This window comes from Janthinobacterium sp. GW823-FHT01H08, assembly GCF_058797855.1.
The window spans coordinates 1,391,516-1,406,723 of the sequence record NZ_CM179504.1; the positions used below are offsets into that span (position 1 = coordinate 1,391,516).

General features: G+C 63.8%; 14 protein-coding genes and 1 tRNA gene. 10 read left to right on the plus strand and 5 right to left on the minus strand.

From position 1 onward, the window contains the following. Nucleotides 1–30 precede the first annotated feature (30 nt). From AC3RCG_RS06240 to AC3RCG_RS06255, 4 genes are all read left to right on the plus strand, one after another. Complete coding sequence (locus AC3RCG_RS06240) at nucleotides 31–438, plus strand: DUF2946 domain-containing protein (protein WP_227742105.1); 408 nt, start codon at nucleotides 31–33, stop codon at nucleotides 436–438. 77 nt (nucleotides 439–515) lie between these two features. After that, complete coding sequence (locus tag AC3RCG_RS06245; protein ID WP_492404540.1) at nucleotides 516–2,630, plus strand: TonB-dependent receptor family protein; 2,115 nt, start codon at nucleotides 516–518, stop codon at nucleotides 2,628–2,630. Between the two features lie 8 nt (nucleotides 2,631–2,638). Next, complete coding sequence (locus AC3RCG_RS06250; protein WP_070291202.1) at nucleotides 2,639–3,979, plus strand: PepSY-associated TM helix domain-containing protein; 1,341 nt, start codon at nucleotides 2,639–2,641, stop codon at nucleotides 3,977–3,979. A 57-nt stretch (nucleotides 3,980–4,036) separates the two neighbouring features. Beyond that, the gene (locus AC3RCG_RS06255) at nucleotides 4,037–4,429 is read left to right on the plus strand and encodes a hypothetical protein (RefSeq protein ID WP_099410309.1); all 393 of its coding nucleotides are present in this window, start codon (nucleotides 4,037–4,039) and stop codon (nucleotides 4,427–4,429) included. A 3-nt stretch (nucleotides 4,430–4,432) separates the two neighbouring features. Here the strand turns inward: AC3RCG_RS06255 and AC3RCG_RS06260 are convergent, their stop codons facing one another. Then, entirely contained in the window at nucleotides 4,433–5,347 is a 915-nt protein-coding gene (locus tag AC3RCG_RS06260) for a LysR family transcriptional regulator (protein ID WP_070219348.1), read from the minus strand. A gap of 102 nt (nucleotides 5,348–5,449) precedes the next feature. Between AC3RCG_RS06260 and AC3RCG_RS06265 the strand changes: the two genes are divergently transcribed. The 4 genes from AC3RCG_RS06265 (at nucleotide 5,450) to AC3RCG_RS06280 (ending at nucleotide 9,209) form a co-directional block, all read left to right on the plus strand. Beyond that, nucleotides 5,450–6,559, plus strand: coding sequence for a muconate/chloromuconate family cycloisomerase (locus AC3RCG_RS06265; RefSeq protein ID WP_492404537.1), 1,110 nt, complete (start codon nucleotides 5,450–5,452; stop codon nucleotides 6,557–6,559). Nucleotides 6,560–6,568: 9 nt separating this feature from the next. After that, entirely contained in the window at nucleotides 6,569–6,859 is a 291-nt protein-coding gene (gene catC / locus AC3RCG_RS06270; protein ID WP_128140472.1) for a muconolactone Delta-isomerase, read from the plus strand. A gap of 11 nt (nucleotides 6,860–6,870) precedes the next feature. Next, the gene (pcaD, locus tag AC3RCG_RS06275) at nucleotides 6,871–7,674 is read left to right on the plus strand and encodes a 3-oxoadipate enol-lactonase (RefSeq protein ID WP_492404535.1); all 804 of its coding nucleotides are present in this window, start codon (nucleotides 6,871–6,873) and stop codon (nucleotides 7,672–7,674) included. Between the two features lie 131 nt (nucleotides 7,675–7,805). Further along, the gene (locus tag AC3RCG_RS06280; protein WP_070219286.1) at nucleotides 7,806–9,209 is read left to right on the plus strand and encodes a sodium:solute symporter family protein; all 1,404 of its coding nucleotides are present in this window, start codon (nucleotides 7,806–7,808) and stop codon (nucleotides 9,207–9,209) included. A gap of 13 nt (nucleotides 9,210–9,222) precedes the next feature. On the opposite strand, the gene AC3RCG_RS06285 is transcribed toward AC3RCG_RS06280, so the two are convergent. The 3 genes from AC3RCG_RS06285 to AC3RCG_RS06295 form a co-directional block, all read right to left on the minus strand. Continuing rightward, on the minus strand, nucleotides 9,223–10,617 hold the full coding sequence (locus AC3RCG_RS06285) for a GntP family permease (RefSeq protein WP_070312765.1): 1,395 nt from the start codon (nucleotides 10,615–10,617) through the stop codon (nucleotides 9,223–9,225). A 118-nt stretch (nucleotides 10,618–10,735) separates the two neighbouring features. Further along, nucleotides 10,736–10,812, minus strand: a tRNA-Pro gene (locus AC3RCG_RS06290). Nucleotides 10,813–10,866: 54 nt separating this feature from the next. Then, a complete protein-coding gene (locus tag AC3RCG_RS06295) occupies nucleotides 10,867–12,960 on the minus strand; it encodes an AsmA family protein (RefSeq protein ID WP_492404532.1) in 2,094 nt (697 codons plus the stop codon). 120 nt (nucleotides 12,961–13,080) lie between these two features. Between AC3RCG_RS06295 and AC3RCG_RS06300 the strand changes: the two genes are divergently transcribed. Both AC3RCG_RS06300 and arsC read left to right on the plus strand, forming a co-directional pair. Beyond that, the gene (locus tag AC3RCG_RS06300; protein ID WP_227742107.1) at nucleotides 13,081–13,449 is read left to right on the plus strand and encodes an ArsR/SmtB family transcription factor; all 369 of its coding nucleotides are present in this window, start codon (nucleotides 13,081–13,083) and stop codon (nucleotides 13,447–13,449) included. Then, nucleotides 13,446–13,868: an arsenate reductase (glutaredoxin) gene (gene arsC / locus AC3RCG_RS06305; protein WP_099410304.1), complete on the plus strand. Its 423-nt coding sequence runs from the start codon at nucleotides 13,446–13,448 to the stop codon at nucleotides 13,866–13,868. The genes AC3RCG_RS06300 and arsC overlap by 4 nt, the downstream gene beginning before the upstream one ends. 60 nt (nucleotides 13,869–13,928) lie before the next feature. On the opposite strand, the gene ispB is transcribed toward arsC, so the two are convergent. Next, nucleotides 13,929–14,918, minus strand: a complete 990-nt coding sequence (gene ispB / locus AC3RCG_RS06310) for an octaprenyl diphosphate synthase (RefSeq protein WP_070219282.1) — start codon at nucleotides 14,916–14,918, stop codon at nucleotides 13,929–13,931. Between the last annotated feature and the right edge of the window lie 290 nt (nucleotides 14,919–15,208).

The window sequence follows — 15,208 nt, forward strand, 5'->3', positions numbered from 1 at the left end:
AGTCCCGGCGGCCGCTGGTAAAATGCGGCCATGGGAATGACCTTGTTCACGCGCCGCTTTGCCGCCTGGATCGCCTGTTTCGCGATCCTGCTGGCGGCGCTCGCGCCATCGATTTCCCGGGCCGTCGCCAACGCCAAGCAGGAATCCGGCTCCGGCTGGGCGGAAATCTGCTCGGTGGCCGGCATCCGTTTTGTGCAGCTTGATCAGGCCGATGACGGCGCCGCCGATGGCAAGTCCGGCGGCAAGGCCATGCAGATGGAGCATTGTGCCTTCTGTTCCACGCATGCGGGTTCCGTCGGCTTGCCGCCGGCCAGTCCCGTGCTGCCGCTGCTTGTGGCCAGCGGCACGGCCATCTTCCCGGCCCTGTACTACCAGTCCCCGTCTCCGCTGTTCATCTGGTCCACCGCGCAGTCGCGCGCGCCGCCCGGTCTCATTTAAGTTTTTGCATTTTCAATGCTGGCGCTGTCCACCTTGCGGTGTGACGCCCCGCATCCGCACACTTAAACGAGAATCACATGAACAAGAAATTATTGATGCTGGCGGCAGCCATTGCCCTGGCCTATCCCTGCGCGCAGGCGCAGCAACTTGACCACGCCATCGACACGGTCGTCGTTTCCGGCTCGCGCGCGCAATCGTGGCTGTCCGAGACGCCGCAGGCGATCGGCGTCGTCAATGCCAAAACCCTGGAGCGCGACAAGCCCAGGACCATGGGCGATATCCTCAACCGCATCGCCGGCGTGTACTGGAATGACCTGGGCAACGAGCAGCACAGCATGAGCATCCGCCAGCCCATCGGCACGAATGCCGTCTACCAGTACCTGGAAGACGGCATACCCATCCGCCCGCTGGGTGTCTTCAACCACAACTCGCTCAACGAGATGAACATGGCGGGCGCCAGCGGCGTGGAAGTGGTGAAGGGCGCCGCCTCGTCGCTGTACGGCAGCAATGCCGTTGGCGGTGCCGTGAATTTCCTCACGGCCGGCGCCAGCGCCACGCCGACGGCAAGCGCGGGCGTGCGGCGCGACAACGTGGGCGGCTTCACCCGCTACGACACGGCCGCCAGCGATACCTGGGGGCCGCTGGGACTGCGCTTTTCCCATTACAGTTCGCGCCGTTCGCGCGACAACTGGCAAGAGTACAGCTATGGCGACAAGGATTCGTTCTCGCTGCGCGCCGACTATGCGCTCGGCCCCGCGTCGCAGCTGCGCGCCACCCTCGTGCACACGGATCTCGATGCGGCCATGACGGGCAGCCTGTTCGAGAACGATTACCGCAGCAATCCCGGCAAGAGCCTGAATACGTTTACCTACCGCAAGGACAAGACCACGCGCATGAACCTGGCATGGGAGGGCGCGACGACGGCCAATGGCACGAGCACCGTCACCGTGTTTACGCGCAAGAACGACCATGGGCAGCTTCCCGCGTATTCCATCGGCAGCTGCGCGGGCATGCTGTGCAAGGGCGTCATCAACAACAACCATGTCGATTCGCTGGGGCTGGATGTGAAACACCAGCAGGAATTCGCGTGGCTGCGTTCGCGCCTGATCGCCGGCGTGTACGTGGACAAGAGCGACAATCCCTTTGTCAGCGACAATCTCTCCATCGTGCGCGATGCGGCCACGGGCCGCTATCTGCGCTACACCCTGGCCAATGCCAGCAATCCGCAGGGCGTGCGCGACTACCAGACGGACATCTTGAACACGGCCGTCTTCGCGCAGTGGGAATTTTCTCCGCTGGCGGGCACGCGCGTGGTGCTGGGTGGACGCTCGGACGCCATCCGCTACGACTATCATAACAATCTGGCGCCCGGCGGCAGCGTCAACTACGGCGCGCCCGACGAGTCGCGCAGCTTTTCTCATGTGAGCCCGAAGTTGGGCGCCACCTACGCCATCGGCCATGCGGGCAGCGCATATGCGAACGTCAGCCAGGGCTTTACCCCGCCCGAGGTCAGCCAGCTGTATGGCAAGACGGGCATCGCCGACTTGCAGCCGTCCGTCTACAACAACTATGAACTGGGCTTGCGCTGGGCCTTCCTGCAGGGCCGCTTGAAACTCGACACGGCACTGTACCGGCTCGACGGGCGCGACACCATCGTCAGCTACACGCTTTCGCCGGGCAACAGCGAAAACCGCAATGCGGGACGCACGCGCAGCGAAGGGCTGGAGCTGGGTTTGAACTACGACAGCGGGCCGTTCGACGCGCGCTTCGCCACGGCCATCGCGCGCCACCGCTACCTGCGCTACCAGGTCTCCAGTACCCTCGATTACAGCGGCCGCATCATGCCGCAGGCGCCGCGCGACATCACCTCGTTCGAGATCGGCTACAAGCCCGTGACGGGCGCGCGTATCGCACTCGAAGCCGTGCATCAGGGCCGCTACTGGATGAACAACGCCAACACGGTGGAGTATGGCGGCCACGCGCTGCTGAACCTGCGCGCCAGCTACCAGCTTGCGCGGGGTCTGGAAGCGTGGGCACAGGTGCGCAATGTGGCCGATAAGCGCTATGCCGATTCGGCCAGCAGCAGCTATGCGGGCACGGGCAGCTATGCGCCGAACAGCCAGAACCAGTACACGCCCGGTGCGCCGCGCAGCGTGATGCTGGGCCTGGCCTATACCTATGACGGACTGTGAGGATGGCCATGGACGACGCAACTTTTCTTGTGGCACGGCGCAAGAGCCTGTACTGGCGCATCCATTTCTGGGCCGCGCTGATCGCCTCGCCGTTTGCGCTGGTGGCCACCCTGACGGGCATTTTGTATGTGTTCACGCCGCAGATCGAGGCGCGGCTGTACCAGCACCTCGACCATGTGGCGCCGCAAGCGTCCATGCTGCCGCTGGACGCCGCCGTGGCGGCAGCGGAGCGGGCGGCCCCGCATGGCTGGACGGTGCAGCACGTGGTGCCGCCGTTTCAGCAGGACGACGCGGTGCAGGTGGCGTTCGCGCCGCCCGGCGGCGCGCCCGATGAACATGCGGGCCATGGAGGACATGCCGCACCGGTCAAGCCGAAGTTCGGCCTGCCCGCGCAAGCCGTGATCGTCTACGTGAATCCGTATGACGCGCGCGTGCTGGGCAGCCTGGCCAGCAGCGAACGTTTCGGCAACTGGGCGAAAAAGCTGCATTCGCGCCTGCTGCAAAACGATGGCTGGCGCTGGATGATCGAGCTGGCCGCCAGCTGGCTGATGGTGATGCTGGTGACGGGCGTGGTGCTGTGGTGGCCGCGCGGCGCGCAATCGGGCTTGCCGAAGCGGGGCGCGCAAGGCCGCAACGGCTGGCGCCAGTGGCATGCTTTTCTCGGCGTGGCGCTCGGCATCGTCAGTGTCGTGATCCTGACGACAGGATTGACGTGGAGCCAGCAGGCGGGCGGGCGCATCCGCACGTTGCGCGACGTCAGCGGCCAGGCGCCGCCACCCGTGCCGCGCGGCCTGCACTCAAGCGAAGAGGGCTCTCCGCTCGACTGGCAGGATGCGTGGCAAGTGGCGCGCAGTCACGCGCCCGCCATCGCCGTGCAACTGACGGCGCCGGCCAGTCAGGACGATGTGTGGCGCGCCACCATGGCCGACCGCAGCCAGCCCACCTTGCGCTTCGACCTGCAGTTCGACGCCTACAGCGGCAAGCCCCTGTATTACGCGGGGTGGGACGCGCAGACGGCGTTCGGCAAGGCCACCGCCATCGGCATCCCGTTCCACCGCGGCGAATTCGGCTGGTGGAACCAGGCCTTGCTGCTGCTGTTCGGCGCCAGCGTGCTGTTTTCGCTGGTGTCGGGCTGGGTGATGTTCTTCAAGCGGCGCCTGCCGGGCTCGCTGGGCTTGCCCAAGCTGCTGCCGGGCGCCTGGACCTCGCCGTCCGCGCTGGCCTGGCTGGCGGCGGCCGGCATGTGCGCGCTGATGCCGCTGCTGCTCCTGTCGGGCGGCATGCTGGTGCTGCTGGAATTGGGGCTGGCAAAATGTGGGCCGCGTGTCGGCCGCATGTGGCTGCGCTAGAATAAGGGATGCGGCCAGGCTCGTTGCCAAGGGCCGCGCCTTTGTAATGGCTGAACCATGGTATTCATCGATTTTTCCGCCTTGTCCGCACTGGCCGCCGCGTCGGCCGGTGTCACGCAAAAATGCAGTTGCTGCACCGTTCCGCTCGATGCCTGGCAGCGGCTGCCCACGTCGCTGGAACTTGACCGTTTCGAGGAGGTCGGCACCTTGCGCGCAGATCCGTACGAGGAACCGACGTTTGACGAGTACCACCCGCACGGCACGCGCTACGACAGCGTCGACGCGCCCATCGCGCCGCGCTTTTATCCCGCGAACCTGAGCCAGGTGGCCCGCTGCCTGAACTGCGGCCGCCACTACCTGCGCTACAACGAGGCGGGCGGCTATTTCACGGAGCTGCGCATCCGCGCGCTGCGCCCGGAATTGCTGGCCGATGCACCGCTGTCAAAGTGAGGGCTACAGGCTTTCCTTGACGTGCGCGATGCCGTGTTCATCGTAGATCGAGTACACGGCAGCGAGAAGGTTTTCCAGTTCCGGCGAGCGGTCCATATGCCGCATGCTGAATAAAATGGGCGAGAACGCATGCTTGTCGTCCAGCTTGCGGTACACGACGTTCCGGTGATGCATGGCCTGCACGCTTTCCGGCACGATGGAAATGCCCTGGCCGGCCGCCACCAGTCCCATGGAAATCTGCAGCTCGCGCACTTCCGTGACGGGACCGGGTGTGACATTGCCTTCGCTGAACATGGCCAGCACCTGGTCGGCAAAGCTGGGGCGCGGCGCTTTCGGATACACGAGCAGGGTCTCGTGGATCAGGTCTGTCAGGCGCAAGCCGCCTTCCCCCTTGGCCAGCCGGTGGCCGGGCGGCAGGGCCACCACGAGCCGCTCTTCGCGCAGCAGGATGCGGCGGATGCTGGGGTCTTCGCTTTTCAAGCGTCCGAAACCCACGTCGATGCGGCCTTCCTTCAGGGCCTTCAACTGCTGCACCGTCGTCATTTCATGCAGGGTCACATCGACCTCGGGATGGTGTTCGCAAAAGCGGTGCACGATGTCGGGCAATTCCCCATACAGCGTCGAGGCGACGAAGCCGATCGACAGGGTGCGTTCCAGCTTGCCCACGCGCTGCGTCATCGCCTGCAGGTCGCGCACCTGGTCGAGCAGGGGGCGCGCATGGGCGAGGAAAAACTCGCCCGCTTCCGTCAGCCGCAAGGGCCGCGACCCTTTTTCGATCAGCGCCACGCCCAAGGTTTCTTCCAGCTGCTGCATCTGCCGGCTCAGCGGCGGCTGCGCGATATGCAGGCGCGCGGCGGCCCGCGTGAAGTTCCTTTCCTCTGCGACCGCAACGAAGTAGCGCAAGTGCCGTAATTCCATCTTCATACCTTTCAGGTATAGGTTTGATACCAACTCGGTGTTGGACGTGGGGGCATTCGGGGAATATCGTGTCACCACTCCACAGAATTATACGGAATAAATATGATTCAAAATATCGAGACCTACCTGGTCGATGTGCCAACCATTCGCCCGCACCGGATGTCCGTCGCCACCATGAATACGCAAACCCTGGTGCTGGTGAGGCTGCGCTGCGCCGACGGCATCACGGGCTGGGGCGAGGCCACCACCATCGGCGGCTTGAGCTACGGCGGCGAAAGCCCGGAAAGCATCAAGACGAATATCGATACCTATATCGCCCCGCTGCTGGTCGGCATGGAAGCGAGCGAAGTGGCCAAGGCGATGGCCCTGGTGCGCAAGGTCATCCAGGGCAACCGCTTCGCCAAGTGCGCGATCGAGACGGCGCTGCTCGATGCGCAGGCGCGCCGCCTGAACGTACCGCTGTCGGAATTGCTGGGCGGCCGCGTGCGCGATGCGCTGCCCGTGGCCTGGGTGCTGGCCAGCGGCGACACGGCGCGCGATATCGCCGAAGGGGAAAAGATGCTGGACCTGCGCCGCCACCGCATCTTCAAGCTGAAGATCGGCCTGCGCGACGTGATGGACGATGTGGCCCACGTGCTGGAGATCAAGCGGGTGCTGGGCGAACGGGCCAGTGTGCGGGTCGACGTCAACCAGGCCTGGAGCGAGACGGACGCCGTGCGCGGCATCGCCGCGCTGGAAGCGGGCGGCATCGACCTGATCGAACAACCGGTGAAGGCGGGCAACCGCGCCGCGCTGGCGCGCCTGAAGCAGCGCTTCGACGTGGCCATCATGGCCGACGAAGCCTTGCACGGCCCCGCCGATGCGCTGGCGCTGGCGCAGGCCGATGCGGCCGACGTGTTTGCCGTAAAAATCACCCAGTCGGGCGGCTTGCTGCCCGCGCTGGAAGTGGCCACCGTGGCGCGCCTGGCCGGCGTCGGCTTGTACGGCGGCACCATGCTCGAAGGCGGCGTCGGCACGGCCGCCACGGCCCATGTCTGCTCGACGTTTGCCGAACTGGCCTGGGGCACGGAATTGTTCGGGCCTTTGCTGCTGACGCAGGAAGTCTTGCGCGAACCGCTCGTGTACCGCGACTTCATGCTGCAGGTGCCGACGGGCCCGGGTTTGGGCGTCGAGATCGACCTGGACAAGCTGCGTTCCATGCAACGCCAATAAGGAGAAACCATGTTATTCCATGTACGCATGAACGTGAACCTGCCGTTGAGCATGCCCGCCGAGCAGGCGGCGCAGCTCAAGCAAACGGAAAAGGAACTGGCGCAGCGCCTGCAGCACGAGGGCAAATGGCGCCACCTGTGGCGCATCGCCGGCCAGTACGCCAACGTCAGCGTCTTCGACGTGGACAGCGTGGACGAGCTGCATAATTTGCTCACCTCGCTGCCGCTGTTCCCCTACATGCAGATCGACGTGATGCCGTTGTGCCGCCATCCTTCGTCGGTGCGCGGCGACGATTCCTGAGGAGACATGCAATGACGCAGATAGGCAACGATACTGCCGGGAAAACGTGCGAGGTCGACGGTATCGGCCTGCATTACCGCACGGATGGCGAGCGCGGCAAGCCCTGCCTCGTCCTGTCGAATTCCCTCGGCACGGATCTGTCCATGTGGGATGCGCAGGCGGCCGCGCTGGCGGGCGACTTTTTTGTCGTGCGTTACGATACGCGCGGCCATGGCCAGTCCGCCAGCGCCGGCGCGCCGTTCGGCATCGGGCGCCTGGGCCTGGACGTGGTGGCGCTGCTCGACCACCTCGATATCGCGCGCGCCGCCTTCTGCGGCATTTCCATGGGCGGCTTGATTGGCCAGTGGCTGGGCATACACCAGCCGCGGCGCTTGACGCAGCTCGTGCTGGCGAATACGGCGGCGCGCATCGGCGGCGCCGCGCCGTGGCAGCTGCGGGCGGAACAGGTGCGCCGCGACGGCATGGCCGCGGTGGCCGACGGCGCCGCCGCGCGCTGGTTCACGCCCCAGTTTATCGCGCGCGAAGCGGACACGGTGGCGCGCATGGTGGCCACCTTGCGCAGCCAGGATGCCGGTGGCTACGCGGCCTGCTGCGACGTGCTGGCCCAGACGGACTTGCACGCCGGCGTCGGCACGATCAGCGTGCCCACCCTGATCATCGCGGGCGAGCACGATCCCGTGACCACCGTCGATGACGGGCGCTGGCTGCAGCGGCAGATCGCGGGCGCCCGCCTGGCAAGCGTGCCCGCCTCGCATATCTCGAACGTCGAAGCGGCGGACTTGTTCACGGCGCAGTTGCGGACCTTTTTGTTGTGAGGCTTGCTGTACCGTATAGGTATGGCAGGAATTTGACTTTCCCCTGAGCACCGCCACCGGCTCGTCCGGCATGCGGCAGGGGAAGCTTTCTTGAAAAATAATAATAAGAAAAGCAGACTTGGAGTAGACGGATGGAAAACAGATTGATCATCATCGCTGCGATCACGGTGGGCTATTTCGCCCTCATGTCGTACATTACCTACAGCGTGCGCAAGCATGCCAACAGCGCCGAGGGCATGACGGCGGGCGGGCGCAATTATCCCGCTTACCTGATCGGCGCGCTGTTGTTGTCGGAATTCATCGGCAGTTCGGTCAGCATCGGCACGGCCCAGAAGGGCTATGAACTGGGCATTTCCGCCGCCTGGAATCTGGTGGCGCTGTCGCTGGGCTTCTTGCTGCTGGCCATCGTGCTGGTCAAGAAATACAAGGAAAGCGGGCAGTCGACGATTTCCGGCATCCTGGCGCAAACGTATGGCGAGCCCGTGCGCTATGCGGCGTCCATCCTCACCATCGTCGCGCTGAGCATCGTCGCCGTGGCCCTGTATGCGAGCGGCGGCGCCGTGCTGGCGGCCGTGCTGCACATCAACAAAACGGTGGCCATCTTGCTGGTGGGCGCCATCACCGTGATCTATGTCAGCCTGGGCGGCATGCGCTCGGTCGTGTACACGAACTTTGCCCACTCCATCGTCAAATACCTGGGCGTGATCCTGGCGCTCGCGTATGCGCTGGAAGCCTCCGGCGGCATCGGCGCGCTGCAGGCGCAGCTGCCCGCCAAGATGTTCAACTGGGTCGAGATCGGCTGGGGCCAGATCATCGCCTGGATGATCGGCGGCATCGGTTCCATCTTCGCCACGCAATACGTGATCCAGGCCCTGGTCAGCACGGACAACCCGGCCGTGGCCAAGCGCGCCTGCTATTACGTGTCCTCGCTGATGATCCCGTTCGGCCTGATGGCGGCCCTGATCGGCATGTGCAGCGCCGTGCTGTATCCTGGCATGAAGTCGATCGACGCCTTTCCGACATTGATCGCGCACATGCCCGCGTTTTCCGCCAGCATCATGATCGTCGGCCTGGCCGGCGCCCTGTTCGGCGGCATTTCCGCCACCACCCTCGCATCGGCCACCCTGGCCATGAAGGATTTTTATGATCCCTGGTACAACAAGGCAAAGAATGACGCGAAATCGCTGATGTTCCTGCGCATCGCCATCGTCGTGGCCGGCCTGCTGCCGCTGGTGCTGGCGCTGTATGCGGAAAAACTGCTGATGATCGCCTTCCTCGGCAAGGCCCTGCGCGCCACCCTGGCCGTGCTGGTGCTGATGGCCTTCTATGCGCCGAAATTCGGCACGCCGCGCGGCGCCTTCGTCGGCGTGATCGTTTCCGTGATCGCCACCATCGGCTGGTTCCTGGCGGGCAATCCGTATGGCGTGGACAGTTCCTACCTGGCGCTGGCCGGCCCGCTGCTGACCATGGGCATCAGCCACCTGTTCAAGCCGGCGCACGCTGTGGCGAAGCCGGCATCGTCGTCGCGCCTGTAGTTTGCCCCGACCCTCAGACCAGTCCCGTCATGTAATAGAGGGCAATGACGAGGAACACGGCCACCGTCTTGATGACGGTGATGCCGAAAATATCGCGGTAGGACTGGCGGTGGGTGAGGCCCGTGACGGCCAGCAGGGTGATCACGGCGCCATTGTGCGGCAAGGTATCCATGCCGCCGCTGGCCATGGCCACCACGCGGTGCATGACTTCGAGCGGGATATGCGCCTGTTGCGCGGCCTGGATAAAACTGTCCGACATGGCCGCCAGCGCAATGCTCATGCCGCCCGAGGCCGAGCCCGTGATGCCGGCAAGGGTCGTGACGGAGACGGCCGCGTTGACGAGGGGATCGGGCACGCTGCGCAAGGTGTTGCTGACGGCAAGAAAGCCGGGCAGGGCGGCGATGACGCCGCCAAAACCGTATTCGGACGCCGTATTCATGGCCGCCAGCAGGGCGCCGCCCACGGCCGCCTTGGTGCCTTCGGCAAAAGCGGCGCGGATACGCCCGAAGGCCGTTGCGCACACAAGCAGGATTCCCAGCAACAAGGCGCCTTCCACGGCCCAGATACCGGTGACGGAGGCGATCGACGTGGATACGGGCGCATGCAAGCCCGGCAGGGCCTCGGCGGTGAGCACGTAGCTGGCGCCATACCAGTGGGGAATCAGCTTGGTCAGCGCAAAGTTGGCCACGCCCACCAGCACCAGAGGCGCCACCGACAGCAGCGGATGGGGCAGGTCGCCCGCGTCGGCCGTGGCCTTTTCGGCCTCGGCCCCATACCCTTCGCCCGTCGCCATGACGGAACGGCGGCGCCATTCCAGGAAGGCCAGCCCCATGATCACCGTCAGCACGGCGCCGATGGTGCCCAGCCATGGCGCGGCCCAGCCGGTTGTGTTAAAAAAAGTGGTGGGGATGATGTTCTGGATTTGCGGCGTGCCCGGTAAAGTATCCATGGTGAACGAAAACGCGCCCAGGGCGATGGCGCCCGGCATCAGCCGCTTGGGGATATTGCTCTGGCGATACAGTTCCGCCGCGAACGGATACACGGCAAACACCACCACGAACAGCGACACGCCGCCATAAGTCAAGGCGGCGCACACGGCGACGATCACGGCATTCGCGCGCGCGCTGCCGATGTAGCGGATGGCGGCCATGACGATGGACTGGGAAAAACCGGACAGCTCGATGAGTTTACCGAACACGGCACCGAGCAAAAAGACGGGGAAATACAGTTTGATGAAGCCCACCATCTTTTCCATGAAGATGCCGCTGAACACGGCCGGCACGGCCGACGGATCGGTGAGCAATACGGCACCGAGCGCGGCGACGGGCGCAAACAGGATCACGCTGTAGCCGCGGTAGGCGGCCAGCATCAGGAAGGCCAGTGCGGCCAGAACTATCAGGAAAGACATCGGTCAGGCCCTTGCGCGAGAAGTGATCAGGACATTAATGATGTAATTAATATCATATTTCTCGGCAACACACCAACGCGCAGGTCAAGAGTGTGCAGTGCAGGCAGAGGGGAAATGCTGGTCGGGGTGAGAGGATTCGAACCTCCGGCCTCTGCGTCCCGAACGCAGCGCTCTACCAGGCTGAGCCACACCCCGCTTACTGTTATTACAGCAGATGGCGGGGCGGGTTTCAAGCGGCTGCGTCAAGGTCTATTTCTTTTCCTGCTGTGCCTTGTTGATGTCCGCTTCGCTGACCTTTTTCGCCGGCGCATTCGTCGCAGGCGAGCTTGGCGCCTTGCGCGTGGCGTTCGCTTGCGCCATGACGGCGGCGCAATCCGTGTCGGGGGCTTTGTCGACGTTGACCAGCGGCAGCAGGGCGGCCAGCGGGGTGACGACGGTGGCCAAGGCCACGGCGGCGCCGGCCTTTAATGCCAGCGGGCCTTTTTGCGGACCCACGTCCGGGTTCTTGAACGTGCCTTTCGCATACAGCGGCGTGCGCAGGGTGATGATGCGCGCGCCCTTGGTGCGGGGCCGCACGTCGAGGTCCAGGGTTTCTGTTGCCAGGTTGACGTTGCCCGTGATATTCACCACGGCCGTGTCCGTATCGAGCACGAAGCGGCGCACGTCGGCCTGGCCATTCGTGACGGCGAAATCGCTGGCCAGGCAGTTCAGGTGCACCTGCTTGTCGCCGAAGATTTTCACGAAGACGGCGTTGGCCAGGTTCAGGCCGGCCAGTTCCAGCATGAACTGGCTGACGGAGCCTTCGCTGACGGTGGCCGCCAGTTCGCCATTCGCGCTGGCCAGCATGGCGGAAACGGAATTGCCGTGGCCCGTCAGCGCCGCATCGCCATACACTTCACCGAAGCTCGCCTGCATCGATTGCAGCTTGGGAAACAGTTCGCGAATCTTGAGGTGGCGCGCCGCCACCTTGGCTTGCGCGGCGATGGTTTTTTGACGGCCGTCGAGTGTGATGTTCGAGGTGATGTCGCCGCCGGCCATGCCGAAATTGAGCGGCGTCAAACTCAGCACCTTGTCTTTCATGCGGATAGTGGCGACGATATCGTTGAGCGGGATATCGTGCGTGCGCACCAGTTTCTTGCCCGTGAATTTCACGTCGGCGTCGAGCGCATCCCATTTCGCCGTATTGAACTGTTCCACCGGCAAGGCTTTATTGTCGGGCTGCACGGGCGTCTTGCCGCGCGCCTGTTTCTTGGCATTGCTGTCGGCGCCGATGGCGGGGCCCAGGTCTTCCAGGCGCAATTGCTGCGACGTCACCTCGCCGCGCAGCAAGGGGCGGGGCCGGCGCGGCAGGTATTGCAAGGTGCCGGCCAGGTCGCTCTGGCCCACCGTGCCCTTGAAATTCTGATAAGTCCAGTTCCAGCTGGCGCCGTCCTTCTTGCCCAGCAGGCGGCCTTTGGTGGCGTAGTCCGGCGTTTCCGGCAGCAGCAGGCCCGTCAGCGGATACAGGTCGGCCATGCTGGCGCCTGCCAGGCTCAGCTGCAAATCGATGCCGGACAGCGAGCGCGGGTCCGTCAGGGTGCCATCGATGCTGGCCTTGTTCTTGCCCAGTACGGCATGCGCCTGCACGGGATACACGGTGTTATTGTCGGTCAATGACAGCACGGCGCCCGCCTTGCCGCCGCCCGTCACGGGCGCCTTGCGGTAGCTGCCGCCCAGGGTGAAGGCGATGCCGTATTTCTGCCCGGGGACGTTGCCCTGCGCGTCGCCCGGCGTGGCGTCGGGCGCCGTCGAGCTGACATTGGCTTGCACGTCGAGCGCGATGCCTTCGTCCAGGTAGCGGATGGCGCCGTCGGCGAAGGCCATGCGCTGGATTTCCACGTCCCATGCCGAAGGACCGTTATCCTTCAAGGTCCAGCTGTTGCTGCCGTCGGCGCGCCGCTGCAAGGCGATATTGGGTGCGTCGAGCGCCAGGTCTGTCAGCACCACGCGGTGCTGCAACAGGGGCAAGGGATGGATGGCCAGGTCGATGCGTTTCGCGCTGGCCAGTTGCGGGCCGGCTGTCGCCCAGTCCGGGTTGCTCATGCGCACGTCGTGGGCGCTGATGACAGGCCGCGGCACGTAGCGGCGCCAGCCCGGTTCCGTTTTCAGGCCTTGCTTCCACTTCACCTGCAGGTCGCCGCCGATGACGAAGCTGCGGCCCGTGCTTTCCGACACTTTTTCGTTGATGTAGGGACGGGCGCGGTTCCAGTCGAAGGTCAGCACGAAGATGGCCACGATGGCGATGAGGGCAAGCAAGGCGGCCAGGCTCCAGCCGAGGATGTTGAGCGGGGTTGAGCGTGTCATGGGAATGCCGATCGCAGTGATTTTTCATCAAGGTAGACCGATAGGCCGGGACAGTCGGTGCGCTGGGTTACGTAAGACACCGCGCTTGAAATGATTCAATAATTCGACTATTATTGAAATATGGAAAATGAAAAGACAATAGCGAACCAGGCGACGCCGCTGACGAGCGCTTCCGCCATCGTGGCCCTGGCTGCGCTGGCGCAGGAATCGCGGCTGGCCGTATTCCGCCTGCTGGTGCAAGCGGGGCCGGAAGGCATGGCCGCGACGAAAATTGCCGACGCGCTGGCGATTGCGCCATCGTCGCTGTCATTTCACTTGAAAGAACTGGCGCACGCCAATCTGGTGACGGCGAACAAGGCAGGCCGTTCCATCATCTATGCCGCCAATTATGCGGGCATGAACGGCTTGCTCGCCTTCCTGACCGAGAACTGCTGCGCCGGCGCACCTTGCTGCGTCAGCGAACCCAATGTAAAGGACATCACACCATGACGATCACGATTTATCACAACACGGCATGCGGCACGTCGCGCAACACCCTGGCCCTGATCCGCAACACGGGCGTCGAGCCCGTCATCATCGATTACGTCAAGCATCCGCCTTCGCGCGAGGAACTGGTCGACCTGATCGAGCGTGCGGGCCTGTCCGTGCGCGCCGTCATGCGCGACAAGGGCGCCCTGTACGACGAGCTGGGCCTGGCCAATCCTGAGCTGAGCGATGCGGCCCTGCTGGACGCCATGCAAGCCCATCCTATTTTGATCAACCGCCCCATCGTCGTCACGGCACTGGGCGTGCGCCTGTGCCGGCCGTCGGAAAAGGTGCTGGAGATCCTGCCGCTGCCGCAGCAAGGGGCATTTGCCAAGGAAGATGGCCAGGCCGTCGTCGGCGCCGACGGCAAGCCGGTGAAATGAGCGGAGTATAAAAAACGGCGCCAGTGGCGCCGTTTTGTATTGCATATAAGTACAACGCGATCAGTGATTGCGGTCCACGGCAAACGAGCACAGTTGCAGCATCGATTGCTTGTAGATGCTGTCGGGCCAGCCGGCGATGGCATCGGCGGCGCGCTGGCCGGCGATTTCCGCCTGCTTGCGCGTGTAGTCGAGGGCGCCGCTGCTGGTGATGGCCGTCAGGACCGTATCGAAATGCTGTTCGTCGCCTTGCTCGATGCAGCTGCGCACCAGTTCGCGCTGTTCCGGCGTACCGTTTTCCATCAGCCAGATCAGCGGCATGGTGGGTTTGCCTTCGCGCAAGTCGTCGCCCACGTTCTTGCCGATTTCGGCGGCGTCGCCTGCATAGTCGAGCACGTCGTCGATCAGCTGGAAAGCCGTGCCCAGCGAGCGGCCGTATTCGGCAGCCGCTTCGATATCGTCTTCGCTGGCGCCGGCGATCAGGGCGCCCAGTTGCGCCGATGCTTCGAACAGCTTGGCTGTCTTCGAGCGGATGACGTTCAGGTAGCTTTCCTGCGTCACGTCCGGATCGTGCATGTTCAGCAATTGCAGCACTTCGCCTTCGGCGATCACGTTGGTGGCGTCGGAGAGGATTTGCATGACGCGCATATTATTGAGCGACACCATCAGCTGGAACGAGCGCGAGTGCAGGAAGTCGCCCACCAGCACCGAAGCGGCATTGCCGAACAGGGCATTGGCCGTCTGGCGTCCGCGGCGCATCGACGATTCGTCGACGACGTCGTCGTGCAGCAGGGTGGCCGTGTGGATGAATTCAACCACGGCGGCCAGTTCATGGTGCGCCGTGCCGCGATAGGCGTGGGCATTGGCCACCAGCAAAATCAGCACGGGACGGATGCGTTTGCCCCCTGCGCTGATGATGTACTCAGCGATCTGGTTGATCAGAATGACATCGGAGTGCAGCTTTTGGCGGATCACCGTATTGACTGCATCCATATCGGCGGCAATCGTTTGCACGATGGTGTTTTGGTTAACGTGTTTGTTAGCGTCAGACAAGGCGAACCTGCATTAGATTGTGGGTGCCGCGATTATACGACAAGGCTTGCGCACGCGTGATGTTTGCCTATGGCTGTAAGGCAATTGTTTGATCTTGTTGGCACTGCCGCGCGTTTTCCTGTCTGCCTGGCGCGAGCCTGACATGATGGTCAGGTTGTCGACATACCACGATCGTCAAGCTTTGTGAATACTTTTTGACGCAATTTCTCAGTCCGTGTATAATCGCTGGTTCCCCCTGTTGTGTACGGCTTGCTTTGCGTGACAGTGGGACAAATTCTTTCAACATTTGA